15 protein-coding genes are annotated in these 14,754 nt (G+C 58.1%); 11 read left to right on the forward strand and 4 right to left on the reverse strand.

Annotated features, from left to right (window positions below; translation table 11 throughout):
• Nucleotides 1-52 precede the first annotated feature (52 nt).
• A complete protein-coding gene (locus NO878_RS13105) occupies nucleotides 53-643 on the reverse strand; it encodes an AsnC family transcriptional regulator (RefSeq protein ID WP_049986206.1) in 591 nt (196 codons plus the stop codon).
• Between the two features lie 134 nt (nucleotides 644-777).
• On the opposite strand from NO878_RS13105, the gene NO878_RS13110 reads away from it, so the two are divergent.
• Together NO878_RS13110 and acnA are read left to right on the forward strand one after the other, a co-directional pair.
• Nucleotides 778-975 carry a heavy-metal-associated domain-containing protein gene (locus NO878_RS13110; RefSeq protein WP_049938510.1) on the forward strand — a complete coding sequence of 66 codons (198 nt, stop codon included), beginning with the start codon at nucleotides 778-780 and terminating at the stop codon, nucleotides 973-975.
• A gap of 71 nt (nucleotides 976-1,046) precedes the next feature.
• Nucleotides 1,047-3,830 carry an aconitate hydratase AcnA gene (gene acnA / locus NO878_RS13115; protein WP_050050398.1) on the forward strand — a complete coding sequence of 928 codons (2,784 nt, stop codon included), beginning with the start codon at nucleotides 1,047-1,049 and terminating at the stop codon, nucleotides 3,828-3,830.
• 68 nt (nucleotides 3,831-3,898) lie between these two features.
• Here acnA and NO878_RS13120 read toward each other — a convergent pair whose 3' ends face one another.
• Nucleotides 3,899-4,399, reverse strand: coding sequence for a CBS domain-containing protein (locus NO878_RS13120; RefSeq protein ID WP_004594590.1), 501 nt, complete (start codon nucleotides 4,397-4,399; stop codon nucleotides 3,899-3,901).
• A 184-nt stretch (nucleotides 4,400-4,583) separates the two neighbouring features.
• Here NO878_RS13120 and NO878_RS13125 point away from each other — a divergent pair, with 184 nt between their 5' ends.
• Nucleotides 4,584-5,033, forward strand: coding sequence for a universal stress protein (locus tag NO878_RS13125; protein WP_092817280.1), 450 nt, complete (start codon nucleotides 4,584-4,586; stop codon nucleotides 5,031-5,033).
• A gap of 11 nt (nucleotides 5,034-5,044) precedes the next feature.
• Here NO878_RS13125 and NO878_RS13130 read toward each other — a convergent pair whose 3' ends face one another.
• Together NO878_RS13130 and NO878_RS13135 are read right to left on the reverse strand one after the other, a co-directional pair.
• Entirely contained in the window at nucleotides 5,045-5,254 is a 210-nt protein-coding gene (locus NO878_RS13130; RefSeq protein WP_236039625.1) for an SHOCT domain-containing protein, read from the reverse strand.
• A gap of 219 nt (nucleotides 5,255-5,473) precedes the next feature.
• Complete coding sequence (locus tag NO878_RS13135; protein WP_092817279.1) at nucleotides 5,474-6,034, reverse strand: DoxX family protein; 561 nt, start codon at nucleotides 6,032-6,034, stop codon at nucleotides 5,474-5,476.
• 114 nt (nucleotides 6,035-6,148) lie between these two features.
• Between NO878_RS13135 and NO878_RS13140 the strand changes: the two genes are divergently transcribed.
• The 8 genes from NO878_RS13140 (at nucleotide 6,149) to rdfA (ending at nucleotide 14,749) form a co-directional block, all read left to right on the forward strand.
• On the forward strand, nucleotides 6,149-6,499 hold the full coding sequence (locus NO878_RS13140) for an ArsR/SmtB family transcription factor (protein ID WP_092817278.1): 351 nt from the start codon (nucleotides 6,149-6,151) through the stop codon (nucleotides 6,497-6,499).
• 3 nt (nucleotides 6,500-6,502) lie between these two features.
• The gene (locus NO878_RS13145) at nucleotides 6,503-6,778 is read left to right on the forward strand and encodes a DUF7521 family protein (protein WP_004594584.1); all 276 of its coding nucleotides are present in this window, start codon (nucleotides 6,503-6,505) and stop codon (nucleotides 6,776-6,778) included.
• 137 nt (nucleotides 6,779-6,915) lie between these two features.
• Nucleotides 6,916-7,311, forward strand: a complete 396-nt coding sequence (locus tag NO878_RS13150) for a hypothetical protein (protein ID WP_004594583.1) — start codon at nucleotides 6,916-6,918, stop codon at nucleotides 7,309-7,311.
• Nucleotides 7,312-7,457: 146 nt separating this feature from the next.
• Nucleotides 7,458-7,655 carry a heavy-metal-associated domain-containing protein gene (locus NO878_RS13155; protein ID WP_004594582.1) on the forward strand — a complete coding sequence of 66 codons (198 nt, stop codon included), beginning with the start codon at nucleotides 7,458-7,460 and terminating at the stop codon, nucleotides 7,653-7,655.
• Between the two features lie 132 nt (nucleotides 7,656-7,787).
• Complete coding sequence (locus NO878_RS13160; protein WP_095638026.1) at nucleotides 7,788-10,070, forward strand: copper-translocating P-type ATPase; 2,283 nt, start codon at nucleotides 7,788-7,790, stop codon at nucleotides 10,068-10,070.
• 404 nt (nucleotides 10,071-10,474) lie between these two features.
• Nucleotides 10,475-12,061 (forward strand): transposase, encoded by a 1,587-nt coding sequence (locus NO878_RS13165; protein WP_095638025.1) that lies wholly within the window; start codon nucleotides 10,475-10,477, stop codon nucleotides 12,059-12,061.
• Between the two features lie 631 nt (nucleotides 12,062-12,692).
• Nucleotides 12,693-13,886: a tyrosine-type recombinase/integrase gene (locus NO878_RS13170; RefSeq protein ID WP_256406439.1), complete on the forward strand. Its 1,194-nt coding sequence runs from the start codon at nucleotides 12,693-12,695 to the stop codon at nucleotides 13,884-13,886.
• An 83-nt stretch (nucleotides 13,887-13,969) separates the two neighbouring features.
• Nucleotides 13,970-14,749, forward strand: a complete 780-nt coding sequence (gene rdfA, locus NO878_RS13175) for a rod-determining factor RdfA (protein WP_256406440.1) — start codon at nucleotides 13,970-13,972, stop codon at nucleotides 14,747-14,749.
• Nucleotides 14,750-14,754 lie beyond the last annotated feature (5 nt).

Below are 14,754 nucleotides of genomic sequence, written 5' to 3' on the forward strand. Positions count from 1 at the left end.
CTTCGAGAGGCGGGGTTTCGACTGCAGGAAAATTTGGATTCCAAAGACAGCGTTACGCTCCCTCTTCGAGTCGCTGATACCGATCGTCGAACCGTGTGAGACAGGACGGACAACAGAAGTGATAGATCTCTCCGTCGATTCTCGTCGTTTCACCTTGATTATCAACGGTATTGTTACATTCAGCACAGGTGAGTGCAAATTCGACGCCATCAACGGACGGCGTCCATTCAAGCTCGTCAATTAGCGTGACGGTGTAATCTGCTACATCGATCTCGTTAAAGAGTCCATCTACCCACTGACGTACGTTCTGGGCTTCAACACGGGCATAGAACCAAAGATCTCCTTCGGAGGTCGTGAAGACGTGTTCAACGCCATCTGACTCTCGAGCCCGCTCGCGGGCGGCCTCCAACGACGCTGAGCCGATTTCGGCCTGAATAAATACCGGTACACCAGCTCGGAGATGAGCCCGGTTGACGTCAATCGTGAAGTTGTTAATGATGCCAGCTTCCTGTAATCGCTTTACCCGGTCAGACACGGCTGGCCCCGACAAGTCGACCTCCTCGCCAATATCGCTGAACGGGCGGCGGGCGTCATCAGCGAGTAACGAGAGGATTTCTAAGTCGGTTTCATCCAAATTGCGCATACGACCGCTTCGTCTCGCAGGATACATTATTGTTGCCCACAACACACCTTCGAAATCGGTGATCCAGGGCTGCGACAACATTGGATTCTAAGCAGAAAACCACATAGAATACTCGCCCCTATCTACGAATGGATATGACTCAGACAATCACCGTCGAAGGAATGACCTGTGAACATTGCGAGCAGACCGTCGAAGAGGCACTCGAAGAAGTTGAGGGGGTTACGTCTGCTACTGCGGATCGTGACTCAGAATCCGCGACGGTCGAGGGGTCCGCTGAACGGGATGAGCTTGTGACTGTGGTCGAAGACGCTGGATACGATGCCTCTGCGTAACAAATCCCGATTCTCGTCGAATCGGATTCGGAGAGGGATTGATACGACTGCCAATCCCAGGTGTAGATACTATGACTGATACACTTCCGTTCGATGCCGTCCGCGAGCTCGACGTCGACGGGACGACGTACAAGATGGCCGATCTTCGAGCACTCGAAGAGCAGGGGCTCTGTGACCTCGACACGCTCCCTGTGAGCATCCGTATTCTGCTTGAGTCGGTGCTCCGGAACGCCGACGGCGAAACTGTTACTGCAGCGGATGTCAAGAATGCTGCTGGCTGGAAGCCAGACGTACCGGACGCAGAGGTTCCGTTCTCTCCATCACGAGTCGTCCTACAGGATCTCACTGGCGTGCCCGCAGTTGTCGACCTGGCGGCCCTTCGATCCGAAGTCGACCGCAAAGATCGGGACCCGACCCTGGTCGAACCAGAGATCCCTATTGATCTCGTAATCGACCACAGCGTCCAAGTCGACTACTTCGACTCCGAGGACGCCTACGAGAAGAACGTCGAACTGGAGTACGAGCGCAACGCCGAACGGTATCGCGCGATCAAGTGGGCGCAGAACGCCTTCGAGAACTTCAACGTCGTCCCGCCGGGGACCGGCATCGTCCACCAGGTGAATCTCGAGCATCTGGGCCGGGTCGTCCACGCCCGCGAGCGAGACGGTGAGAAATGGCTCCTGCCGGACACACTCGTCGGCACGGACAGCCACACCCCAATGATCGGTGGCATCGGTGTGGTCGGCTGGGGCGTCGGCGGCATTGAAGCGGAAGCGGCAATGCTCGGTCAGCCGGTCACGATGAAACTTCCCGAGGTCGTCGGCGTCCGCCTCGAAGGCGAATTACCCGAGGGCGCGACGGCGACGGATCTCGTGCTCCACATCACCGAACGGCTCCGCGAGGTCGGCGTCGTCGACCGGTTCGTCGAATTCTTCGGTCCTGGTGTGGAGAATCTCACAGTCCCCGACCGGGCCACGATCGCCAATATGGCGCCCGAACAGGGCTCGACGATCAGTATGTTCCCGGTCGACGAGCAGACGCTCGAGTATCTCGAACTCACCGGGCGTGACCCCGCCCACATCGACCTTGTTCGCGAGTACCTCGAAGCGCAAGGGCTATTCGGAGAACAGGAACCGGAATACACCGAGGTGGTCGAGTTCGATCTTTCGACTGTTGAGCCGAGTCTCGCCGGACATAAGCGGCCACAGGACCGGATTCCGATGGGGGACGTGAAACAGAGCTTCCGGGGACTTCTCCACGGGGAGTTCGAAGACGACCTCGATGATGTCGACGAAGACGCCCTACAGCGGTGGCTCGGCGAAGGTGATGCAGCTGGTGCGGAGACCGACGGCGGTGTTCAGGTCGAACCCGAATCGGAACTGCACCCGTTAACCAAACGCGTTGAGGTCGACCTCGACGGTGAGACAGTGGAAATTGGACACGGAGACGTCCTCGTCAGCGCCATCACGAGCTGTACGAACACTTCGAACCCGTCGGTGATGATCGCTGCTGGTCTGCTTGCCCAGAACGCCGTCGAGAAAGGTTTAGATGTCCCGCCGTACGTCAAGACGAGTCTCGCACCCGGCAGTCGCGTCGTCACGCAGTACCTCGAGGAATCGGGCCTGCTTCCGTATCTCGAAGAGCTCGGGTACGCGGTCGTCGGCTACGGCTGTACCACTTGTATCGGGAACGCCGGACCACTTCCCGATCCCATCGAGCAAGCGATCGACGACCACGACCTCTGGACGACGAGCGTCCTCTCCGGAAATCGGAACTTCGAGGCGCGTATTCACCCGAAGATCCGCGCGAACTACCTCGCGAGCCCGCCGCTCGTCGTCGCCTACGGCCTCGCAGGGCGGATGGACGTCGACCTCGAGAACGAGCCGCTAGGCACCGACGAGGAGGGGGGATCGGTGTATCTGGCGGACATCTGGCCCGACGCAGCGGACGTGCAGGCAGCAATCCACGAGAACGTCTCTCCTGAGATGTTCGAGGAGAAGTATGCCTCTGTGTTCGAGGGTGACGAGCGGTGGGCTGCTCTCGACGCGCCCACAGGTGACGTCTACGAGTGGGACGACGACTCGACATACATCCGAGAGCCGCCGTTCTTCCAGGACTTCCCCCTCGAAAAACCCGGCGTCGCCGATATTGAGGATGCACGCTGCCTGCTGACACTCGGCGATACCGTTACGACCGACCACATCAGCCCTGCTGGCCCCTTCGGATCTGACCTCCCTGCCGGCCAGTGGCTGCTCGATAACGGCGTTGAGCCGCACGAGTTCAACACCTACGGCGCGCGCCGGGGCAACCACGAGGTGATGATGCGGGGAACGTTCGCCAATGTCCGCATCGAGAACGAGATGCTCGACGATGTCGAGGGTGGCTATACGATCCACCACCCAACCGACGAGCAGACGACCGTGTTCGAAGCCAGCCAGCGCTACCGCGAGGAGGGAGTCCCGCTCGTCGTGATGGCAGGCGAAGAGTTCGGTACCGGCTCCAGCCGGGACTGGGCGGCGAAAGGAACGGACCTACTCGGTGTTCGCGCAACCATCGCCGAGAGTTACGAGCGCATCTACCGCGACAACCTCGTCGGCATGGGTGTGCTCCCCCTGCAGTTCGATGATGGCGACTCGTGGGAATCTCTCGGTCTGGATGGGTCTGAGATCTTCACGATCCACGGCCTCGATGACGGGCTCGATGTGATGGACGAACTGACCGTTATCGCCGAGCGCGCGGACGGGTCGACTGTCGAGTTCCCGGTCACAGCACAGGTCGGCACGCCGGCCGCCGTGACCTATATCGAACACGGCGGCATCCTCCACTACGTCCTTAGACGGCTCCTCATGCGATAATCTCTCTCAACTGACTCTATTTCTGGAAGCACAAGCAACACGAAAAACTTTGAGTCCAAATTAGCGTTTCAATCGTGCGTAGACTCTGTTCGGATGATGCCCGCTACGTTATCCATCTGAGCTGAAACGTGTGCGCTCTCACCAGCAACATGCGTAATTAAATCGTCCAGAGTGATCATCCCGATAACGCTCCCGTCTTCAACAACCGGGACGTGTCGAGCACCCGCTTCGTTCATTTGTCTCAGGACTTTTGGAATCTCAGCATCTGCTGGCACAGTAAGTGGGTCACGCGTCATCACGTCAGCAGCTCGTACGTCGTCTCCACTCGTCTCGGCTGTGAGCACACTTAACTCGCTTTCCTCGGTGAGCAGGTTAGCAATCAGGTCTCGATCGGTGATGATACCAGAGATCTGATCGGATTCTTCGACGACCACGTACCTGGCACACCGCGATTGGGAGATCATCGTGTGAGCGATCTCGGCAACCGTGGCGTCAGGCGTGACACGGGCGACCGACTCATCAGCAATACGACCAATATCCATCCGGAGGTCAGTTGGTCTGGTACCCATGCTAATCAGTACGACTCATAACAGGAAATAGCTTAGCATCAGCTGGTCGTCATAGAAATCCTCCACTCTTCAACCGTGAGAGACGACAATCTCCAAACTTTGTGAAGTTACAAAAAGTGTTACCAGCTACGCCACTATCCAAGAGCGCTGGCTTTTATAATCTAGTCTCAATAAGTAAAGAGAAATGTACGATACGGTTTTGCTCTCGACTGACGGGACAGTTGCTTCTGAGGAAGCTGAATCCCATGCTATCGCGCTAGCAGAGGCCCATAATGCCGATCTTCATGTTCTGTATGTAGTCGATGAGGACGTCGTAACAGCATACAGCGGTGACGAGTACGTTGATGAAGCCGAAGGCCCAGAACATGGCCTCGAAGAACTTGGAACGGAAACAATCGCAGACATCCAATATAAAGCGAAGGAGGTCGGTGTCAATGTTGTCAAAGCAATTGAGCACGGCCGACCGGCTGAGACGATTGTACGGTATGCTGATGCCGAAGATATGGATCTACTTGTACTTGGAACGAAACACCGGCCGGAAGAATACCGGGCCTTGCTCGGAAGCGTGACCGACCGCGTCCTTCGATTGACGACCCGCCCAGCGACCGTCGTGAAGACGGAAGTCGACGAATAGGGGAAGAACAGTCAGTAACGGCCGCCGTCAGGCGTGAGTCGGGCGCGCCGGCGTTCGAACTCCTCGTCGTCGATTTCGCCGCGAGCGTACCGTTCCTGGAGGACAGCGAGTGCGCTATCCTCGGTGGGGCCGTCCGATGGCGACCGCGTTGTCAGCCAGTAGACGATGTAGACGGGAAGGGCGATCAGAAGTGCCATCCACAGCAAACCGATCAACATCATCCCCCAGCTCCATATTCCCCACCCGGCCATGTGACCATCATTCCACATCCCGTCATGCCAGTCCCACATCACTGTATCTGGAACAGCAGCGTGCGTCAGAGTCATTCCAATGATGACGGCTAGCGTCAGTGCTCCGATGACGATGAGTCCCAGAGAACGAATCCCGCGTGCTTGAATTGGATTTTGCATTATTGTACTCCTGAAGAGAGTTCGGCGTGGTTAGCCGAGGATGTATTCGAGGGCGGGGTAGCGCTCAACGAGCGTCTCGCCACCGACGTCGTAGTTCTCGATGTACTGGTCGAGGCCCAGGATGCGGCCCGCGGCGAACGCGGCGACCGCGAGGAACACGAGCATGTACGCGAAGTCCCCGTTGATGAACCCGTGGCTCATGTCCCAGTTCCCGAAGTAGAACATGAGCATCATGAGCGCGCCGAAGAACGCCGCGAGGCGGACGAACGCGCCGACGAGCAGGCCGAGGCCGATGAACAGCTCGCCCCACGGGACGGCCACGTTCGCGAACTCGACGAACCACGGCGTACTCCCCATCCACGCGAACATCCCCGCGAGCGGGTTGCCGTTCGTCGCCGCGACGTTCGTGAGGTAACCGCCCGCGGCGAACTCGCCGGTGATCTTCGTGAACCCGGAGTACGCGAACGCGTAGCCCATCATGAGACGGAGCGCGAGCACGAACCACGCACTGAGACTGTGAACTTTCCCGCCGACGGTCAGACCGCCGACTCTGCTCTCGAGCTGATTCATGCCGGAGTCGAGTGTGGACATAGTTATTGCACCTTCAACTATCAGTACGGAGGCAGAGACGATATAACGGCGAGCCGGCGTTCTGGGTCAGAAAATCGGCGGGCTATATTACGCTCCTGTCGCGAGTAGAGACGTGTGACTGAGGAGGCCGACCCGTCGGAAATCTTCGCGACACTCGACGACGAGTACGCCCGCGACATCCTCGTGGCGACGAAGACCGACCGCCTGTCTGCGAAGGAGCTCAGCGAGGAATGTGACATGTCACGCCCGACCGTCTCGCGCCGTGTCACCCGCCTCGTCGAGCAGGGCCTCCTCGAGGAGTATACGCACGTCGACCCCGGGGGACGGCACTACAGCGAGTATGAGGCGCGCCTCGAACGCATCGAAATCCTCCTGCAGGCGGAGGGCTTCGACGTCAACATCGACATCCAGCCTGACCCCGCCGACCGGATTACGACCATCTTCGAGGAAATGCGGGGAGACTGAATCATGGACCACACGCTATTCGTCATCGGCAAACTGTTCACGACCGCGTTAGCACTGGTCATCGCATATCAGGCCTATCGCGGGTACCAACGACATCACACGCAGTTACTCCTGTACGTCGCCGCCGGCTTCGCATTGGTCGGGCTTGGCGGCCTCCTTGAAGGCGTCCTCTTCGAACTCCTCCAGGTGTCGATCTTCGAAGCAGGATTCGTCGCAGCACTCGTCACCGCAGCCGGGATGCTGTCTATCCTCTACGCCCTGTATGCCCCGAATCCATAAGGATTCAGGACGCCCATTCGACAAGCGGCCTCTGCGCGTCGTGCCCGGTTCGAAGCCGCTACTGTTCGGACTCCCCTCGTTCTCGATAGTGTAGCGTCGCAGTGGGAGTTATATCCATATCGGTCGTACCATATCGTATGATTCGAACACTCGTCGGTGTCCTCGGCGCTATCTCAGCGCTGTTCCCGGACGAAATCGTCGAGCTCTTCGAGAAACTCGCCATTTCGAATCCAGACGAGGGAACAGTGAGAGGGTGGATACGTCCAGCAGTCCGGTCGGAGGGTGTTCTGATAGCTGCGCTTTCACTCTTTAACGGGCGAGCATACGCATTGCTGATGAATCTTACCGGCGTGTTCGGTGCGATAGTCCTCTTATTTCCCGACCTGTATCAGAGATTTGCCACCGCGTTCCTGTACGAGCGTCCAGAGTCGATAGAATGGAACGAGCGATTCCGCTTGGGCATTCGGGCTATCGGCGCACTCTATGTCTTTTTAGCGGCGAAGACGTACAGAGAGCGTCACAACGATACTTGAGCCACCTCGCTATTGACACCTGGCGCATCCGATGTCTAGTTCGTTACGGCCGCAGGTATCACTTTGAATCTAAAGTTTGAGCCCCACGATATCAGTATGATCGAAGGGGAAATCCGCTAAAGAGAGGAGGCCGTGTGTATCCCTGTATGACGACGACGATCATCGTGGAAGGCATGACGTGCGGTCACTGTGAGCAGACGGTCGAAGAGGCCCTCGAAGAGGTATCCGGCGTGACTGACGTGACCGTCGACAGGGAGAGCGAACAGGCGAGCGTCGATGGTGAGGCAAATGTCACAGCTCTCGTGGAGGCCGTCGAAGACGCCGGGTACACCGCTTACGCCTGAGAATCGCGCGGACCACTCCGAGACAACGGCCAACCGTTGTCTTTGAAGCTTCGCTACGCTGGTCCTGCTGTACAGTTTCAGTGGGGAAGATTCAGGGGGCCAGCGGATCCACCTCTACAGAGAATATGGGCTATGGACGACCACAAAGATACAAATGAGAATCCCCCTGGAGGGGAACACCAGCAGGACGACAGCAGTCACCAGCACGAACACGGCGAGCAGGATGAATCGGACGCCGAGTCGGACGAGCAGCGGGTAGAACAGGAGCTACTGGAAGAAGAGGCACACCCTGCTGCGGAGAGTGAGACGGTGCTCGACGAGCAGCACGAGCACGCTGGACACGAGGGCGAAGGACACGACCACGGTTCCCATGAGGGCCACGGTGAGGGGCATGGCGGGATGCACGAGGGCCACGAGCAGATGTTCCGCCGGCGCTTCTTCGTCTCGACGCTCCTGTCGATCCCAGTCCTGCTATACAGCGAAATGCTGCAGGAGTGGCTCGGGTTCTCCGTCCCCGCGTTCCCGGGCAGCGAGTGGATCAACCCCGTCTTCGCGGTCATCGTCTTCGCGTACGGTGGGATGCCGTTCCTCCAGATGGCGGTGCCGGAGCTGAAAGACCGGTCGCCGGGGATGATGACGTTGATCTCGATGGCGATCACCGTCGCGTTCGTCTACAGTCTCGCGAGCGTGGTCTTCCCGACGCAGTCTGCGTTTTTCTGGGAACTCGTCACGCTGATCGACATCATGCTGCTGGGCCACTGGATCGAGATGCGGTCGGTCCGGCGGGCCTCCAGCGCGGTCGACGAACTGGCGAAACTGATGCCAGACACCGCCGAGCGTATTACCGACGACGGAGAAACCGAGGAGGTTCCCGTCAGGGAGCTCTCGGAAGGCGATCTCGTGCTCGTCCGGCCGGGCGCAAGTGTCCCTGCTGACGGCACCGTCGAGGAAGGTGATTCGGACGTCAACGAGTCGATGATCACTGGCGAGTCCAAGCCCGTCTCGAAGGAGCCTGGCGACGAGGTCATCGGCGGCACCATCAACGGCGATGGTAGTCTCCGCGTCCGTGTTGGCGCGACGGGCGAGGAGACGACGCTGGCGGGCATCATGCGTCTCGTCGAGGAAGCCCAGCAGAGCAAGTCCAAGACGCAGGTACTGGCCGACCGGGCGGCAGGCTGGCTGTTCTACGTCGCGCTCGGGGCGGCAGTCGTGACGGCGATTGCGTGGACCGTCGCGGTCTCGTTCGACGCGACCGTCATCGAGCGAGTCGTGACGGTGCTCGTCATCGCCTGCCCGCACGCCCTCGGGCTCGCCATTCCGCTGGTCGTCGCGATCAACACGTCGCTCGCCGCTCGCAACGGGATGCTCGTTCGCGACCGCATCGCGATGGAAGACGCACGGAATCTGGACGCGATCATCTTCGACAAGACAGGGACGCTTACCGAGGGCGAACACGGCGTCGTGGATATGGCGACCGTCAACGGCGTCGACGAGGACGACGCGCTCGGGCTGGCGGCAGCCGTCGAGAGTGACTCCGAACACATGATCGCGCGAGCGATTCGCGAGGCCGCCGACGAGCGAGACCTAACTACTCCCGACGCGACCGCCTTCGAGGCGATCAAAGGGCGAGGGGTTCGCGCAAACGTCGATGGAAACGAGGTGTACGTCGGTGGGCCGAACCTGTTGACCCAGCTCGATAGCGAGATCCCCGCCCATCTCCAGCGCTTCGCTGACGAGGCGGGACAGAACGCTCAAACGGTGGTGTATCTCGTTCGTGACAGTGAGTTGATCGCCGCGTTCGCGATGGCCGACGTAATCCGTGAAGAGAGTTTCCGCGTCGTCGACGCCCTCCACGATCTGGGAATCGAAGTGGCGATGCTGACTGGCGACTCCCAGGACGTCGCCAACGCTGTCGCTGACGAACTGGGCATCGACACGGTGTTCGCCGAGGTCCTCCCCGAAGACAAAGACGAGAAAGTCCAGGAACTCCAAGACCAGGGGAAGCTCGTGGGGATGGTTGGTGACGGTGTAAACGATGCGCCGGCGCTGACGCGAGCCGACGTCGGGATCGCCATCGGGAGCGGCACCGACGTCGCCGTCCAGTCGGCGGATGTCATTCTCGTGCAGAACAACCCGATGGATGTAGTGCGACTCGTGAAACTCAGTAAGGCGAGCTACCGGAAGATGCAGGAGAACATCGTCTGGGCCGCCGGCTACAACGTGTTCGCGATTCCGCTCGCAGCAGGCGTGTTGGCACCGATCGGGATTCTGCTGTCTCCCGCTGTGGGTGCGCTTCTGATGTCGTTGAGTACAGTAATCGTCGCCATCAACGCGCAACTGCTCCGCCGGGTGGATCTATCCATCCCCGAGCTTCCAGGAGTGACACCATCCACTAGCACCCAAACTGCAGACTGAAACTCTGCCTGATCGCTTTAGGAGGGGTTTTTCGATTGCATACGGTTGGTATTCGGAATCAGAAAATCGGTGCAGTTTGGATAGATGGCACTCTGTAAACCGATTTAACGGGCTATAGATGCCAGTTTTCCCACTCACGCCGCGCCTCTTCTTGAGAAGCTGGTTGTCCTCACACGAGTTATCTCAGCATAGTTGATTCCAGAATCTCCCGACCAGTTTCTCACCCTCAACGTCGAGCAGGATGATTGAGTCATCATCAATGAAGGTGTTAGCTATGAGTGAACGAAGCGTAGCTGCGAGACTTACAGAGTACTTGTTTGTGCTGACCGATTCAACAGCAGCGGTTCCTGCGCAAAGAGGATGGGATCGCGCCGCTTGTGTGACTGGCTGATGGGATAGCTCACATGACTTCTCAGGAGCACCGATTGACCGACGCCTACCTTGTCGGGTTGACACTCACAGAGGCACTCAAAGCCGATCAGTCCCTCTGCACGGCTCTTCGAACTCTGGAGGGGCCGTTCGATTCGCTCAATGACGGCTACCCAGAGTGGCATCCAGCACCGCACTCGTTCGAGGGGATGGTACGCTTGTTACTCTACCGCGAACTCACTGGCGAAAGCTACCGTTCGCTCGCCCAGTATCCCGAACTCGCAGTTGTCTTCGACTTGGAGAAAATCCCCGACGAATCGGTGCTCTCGCGGACCTGGCGTAACCGGTTCGACGAGGCGACCCGGGAGTTCGTCACCACAGCCGCCCACTACGTCATCAAGGAAGTCCACGATCGCGACATCTCAGCGCCGGAGGTGCGGCCTAAGGCAGAGATCGTCGACGATGAGCAAGAAGCCGCAGATCCAGTAGAAGACAAATCCTTCTCACAGGAGGAGATCATCCAGACAACGCGCCTCGCGCGTGATCACGCCTTCGGTCACTTCGACTCTGGTCGGGCGTCGAACGCCTCGTACGAGGACACACAATTCTTTGAGCTACAGACGTTCATGGGGATGGTCCACTGTGGAACTGCGCAGGGAGCGACTCGCTTCCAATATCGCCATGGCGAAGAGTACAGCCCCCATGGTGATACCCACCTCCGCGCCGTCAAGCAGTTCGATCCCGAAGAACTCGTGAACGGATTCAACGAGACAACGGATCGCTTGCTCTCCGTGATCGCCTCGGAAGCATCCTTTCGAAGGCCGGTCACCGCTGCAATCGATATCACGACTATTCCCTATTACGGAGAGGTCGAAGGAATGCCGATGGTCAGCGGGACCAAGGACAGAGACGGTCGAGCATTCAAATTCGCAACCCTCTCGATCATCGGGCAGAACATCCCGCTCGTTCTGGCGGTTGAGCCGGTCCGTGAGAGTTCCGAGTGGGATGAGAACCCGTCGAATCAGATCCATCGTACTGTGCGACGGCTCGTTCGACGAGCGAAAGAACAAGTTCCGATCGAGACGGTGCTGTGTGATCGAGAGTTTGACTCGATACAAGTGTTCCAGACACTCTCAAACCTCGATGTGAACTACCTCATTCCGAAGCGAGTCTCAAGCTCCGAACGGGATGTGCTCGAACAAATGGAGGGAGACGACCAAGAGGTGGCTGTTGAGTCGGCTTCTATCCATGTAGAATCTGGATCGCATCCAATGCGGCTCCTGTACGTGCCGTCGACGAGTGGGGAGGGAACGGCCGTCTTCGCGACGAATCTACGAGTCGGTCCTGAGGAAGCCGAGACATTCTGTCAGCGCTACAGCCGCCGGTGGCAGATCGAGAGTGAGTACAAATCGATCAAAGGTGATTTTCTCGCGAAGACCTCCTCGAAAGACTACCGCATTCGTTTGTTCTACTTCGTTTTCGCGGTCCTCTTGTACAATATCTGGCGGCTCACCGACTTCCTGCTGAAAGCGAGTGTGGGAGGTGAGATGGACTACGCACCTGTGATTACTGCGGGTGAGTGTGTTGAGCTCGTTGCCTCGTCGTTGATTCCACACGACTAACCGGCTGATCCCCCTGAGTCCGCCGTTTGGGAGTGACAACCCTAATCAGGAGCGGCAGAATCTACGCAATTTCGCACGTCCGCCCAGTAGATGCGATCGGTAAGGATCCAAATCAGGACTGGTCGGTGAGAAGAACCACGAAGTGATGTTAATTCGATCTGAAACTGGGCTATCCTCCGAAACTGTGAAACCCAGGGATGTGAATTTTGTATAGCGATATACAGTTTATATCCTCTCTGTTTCGTCACTTTCTCCACTCTTGTTGGGTGAGCTGGTCGATTTAGGTCGTTGAGCGATTGCGGAAATCCACTTGTGCTTAGATCCCTAATCACAAGTAGATTCAAGTGCCAGCCTGCCGTCGCCTCATCACACACGCGACAATGCACAATTACCCACTCTCACCCGTCAGGTGGACCCAAAATCAGCCAAGCCCTCGAGAGCCTAGCCACCAGATGCTCTCCCACCGGGGGCGTTACGACGAGAACTCGGGTTCTGAGCAACACATCGATAGGGGCGCGGAGCCGATCCAGCGATCCGACGTCGTCGCAGTCCCCAAGCTAGACGCCGTTCCAACACTCCCGACCGACGCGACCCACTCTATCCCCACCGGACGACCATCACCAACGCATCCATGACTGACCATGCACACCCCCGCGTCTGTACCGTCGACGACCCGATCGGCCGCCCGTTCGAAGCGTTCCTCGACAGTAAAGCGGTGACCGGATCCGGCGAAACACGATCCGGAAAGTACGCGAGACAGCTTGAGCGTGTCGTCGGCGACTGGATCGAGCAAATGAACAACCGTGGCGTCACAACGTTTGGCGACCTTGATGGACAGGCCATCGCTCAGTGGACGGACGAGTATCTCGCCCGGCGTGTGCGTGCGCGCAATTCAGGTGCTTCTACCCCCGGCATTTCAGCTGCAACTGCTAACGTCTACTACGACTACGTCTCGTCCTACCTCGAGTACTGTCGCACGTGGGAACTCCTGGACGAGAACCCGGCCGCGACAGCCGTCGCCCGCGATCCTCTTCCCGATCGGCCCTCCCGCCAAGCGAGCGAGCAGCAGTTCTGGAGTCCACAGGAACGGATGGTTATCACGCGATATGTCCGCCAACGTGCTGGTGAAGCTATCGACGAACGTGGAGCCGACGCACTGAACGAAGTCCGAGACCACGCACTCATCTACACGATCGGCTATTCCGGCGCTCGAGGCGCTGAAATTCTACGCGTCCCACGTGGGGACGATCGCCGCCGAACAGGAGTCACATGGGGAGATATCGATCTCGATGAGGGGACGCTTCTCGTCCTTGGTAAAGATCAAGACTATGAGCAGGTCCCGCTCACCGACAAGCCGCTCCCTCCGCTCCGCCGGCTTCGAGAAGTCCTCAACCCCGCTTCCGATGAGTGGCCCATCTTCACGACGTCTCACACCCCCACGCTGTGGTCGAGTGCTCGCGACCAACTCTCCGCGCGAGATCACACCGCGGCGGCAGCCGAAGAACTGCTTGAGTCGTTCGACCAACCACTCCAAGTGTACCGCGCCCACGACCTCATCCCACCAGCGCTCACGACAGAAGGTGCCCGGCACCTCTTGCAGAAATTCACTGAGGCGGTTGGGATTGAGGTCAGTGGCGACAAAGACTATCTTACGCTCCACGGTGCCCGCCGGGGCGTTGGCGAACAGTACTACCGCGAAGAGTCGCCGGCAGCAGCCCAGCGCGCCCTTCGACACGACGATCCACGAACAACCAGCGAAATGTATGCTCACATCGAAGCGAGTGAACTCTCTGACGTCGGCAGCGACATTTTCGACGGCGAGTAGCCTACTCGTTCCACCGTCCACCGTCCGAAGCGTGGCACTTGCAGGGAGATATACTTTTCAGTCAGGGTGCTAAATCTAAACTGATGTCAGATGACTCTAACAAAATCCCTGTGGCACGAAGAGGCGGGCCAGCTGGGTATTCTGGCGAGTTATTAGATGGGACACCGGGAGACTACAAACCTTGTTGTAAAGTCGGTCGGATGGCTGATAAATACGATCTAACGACTGGCGTTGGTACTCTCGATAAGGATATCCATAAAGAACTACTCGCAAAATGGCTGGGGATTAACGAATATCCGGGGACGTCCGTTCGAGGGCTCGTCGATTGGTTCAATCAAAAAATTATGCAGCTATTTTATCTGGAGCACGACCGCAAAGACACTTCCCCACGACTTTCCGTGGAGTATGAAGCGTTTGTCGGTGACGATGAGGCCCGTCGCGTGTGGATTGAGGAAGAACTTGAACAAGATGGGATCGACACTGACGAACTCGATGATGATTTTGTCTCTACCGCGACGATGTACCGCCACCTAACCAACTGCCTTGGCGCAGAGAAGGAGACTGATTCAGATTCAGATTCAGATTCGGGTTCCGACTGGGAACGACGAAACATCGAGATTCTACGTGACCAGGCAGCTGACAAGGTCACAGATACCCTCAAGTCGTGGGATAACAAAGATGTCCTCCCTGGTGGGAGCGACGCAGAGGTTTTCGTGGAAGTCGACCTCACCTGTCCGGTGTGTTCGACGAGTGTTCCGATCCGACAGGCTCGCCAACGCGGGTATGTTTGCGAAGACCATCTTGGATCGCACGCAGACATCGATGAAGACACTGACGAAGACCTCGAGGCAGAGGTCGAATAAGAAGA

The organism is Haloplanus ruber, assembly GCF_024494725.1.
Lineage (GTDB): Archaea > Halobacteriota > Halobacteria > Halobacteriales > Haloferacaceae > Haloplanus > Haloplanus ruber.

Excerpts from the sequence above, each read along its gene's own strand:
- NO878_RS13120 (WP_004594590.1), bottom strand. The coding sequence starts at position 4,399 with ATGGGTACCAGACCAACTGACCTCCGGATGGATATTGGTCGTATTGCT.
- NO878_RS13150 (WP_004594583.1), top strand. The coding sequence starts at position 6,916 with ATGATTCGAACACTCGTCGGTGTCCTCGGCGCTATCTCAGCGCTGTTC.
- NO878_RS13125 (WP_092817280.1), top strand. The coding sequence starts at position 4,584 with ATGTACGATACGGTTTTGCTCTCGACTGACGGGACAGTTGCTTCTGAG.
- NO878_RS13105 (WP_049986206.1), bottom strand. The coding sequence starts at position 643 with ATGCGCAATTTGGATGAAACCGACTTAGAAATCCTCTCGTTACTCGCT.
- NO878_RS13170 (WP_256406439.1), top strand. The coding sequence starts at position 12,693 with ATGACTGACCATGCACACCCCCGCGTCTGTACCGTCGACGACCCGATC.
- acnA (WP_050050398.1), top strand. The coding sequence starts at position 1,047 with ATGACTGATACACTTCCGTTCGATGCCGTCCGCGAGCTCGACGTCGAC.
- NO878_RS13130 (WP_236039625.1), bottom strand. The coding sequence starts at position 5,254 with ATGATGTTGATCGGTTTGCTGTGGATGGCACTTCTGATCGCCCTTCCC.
- NO878_RS13145 (WP_004594584.1), top strand. The coding sequence starts at position 6,503 with ATGGACCACACGCTATTCGTCATCGGCAAACTGTTCACGACCGCGTTA.
- rdfA (WP_256406440.1), top strand. The coding sequence starts at position 13,970 with ATGTCAGATGACTCTAACAAAATCCCTGTGGCACGAAGAGGCGGGCCA.
- NO878_RS13155 (WP_004594582.1), top strand. The coding sequence starts at position 7,458 with ATGACGACGACGATCATCGTGGAAGGCATGACGTGCGGTCACTGTGAG.
- NO878_RS13160 (WP_095638026.1), top strand. The coding sequence starts at position 7,788 with ATGGACGACCACAAAGATACAAATGAGAATCCCCCTGGAGGGGAACAC.
- NO878_RS13110 (WP_049938510.1), top strand. The coding sequence starts at position 778 with ATGACTCAGACAATCACCGTCGAAGGAATGACCTGTGAACATTGCGAG.
- NO878_RS13165 (WP_095638025.1), top strand. The coding sequence starts at position 10,475 with ATGACTTCTCAGGAGCACCGATTGACCGACGCCTACCTTGTCGGGTTG.
- NO878_RS13135 (WP_092817279.1), bottom strand. The coding sequence starts at position 6,034 with ATGTCCACACTCGACTCCGGCATGAATCAGCTCGAGAGCAGAGTCGGC.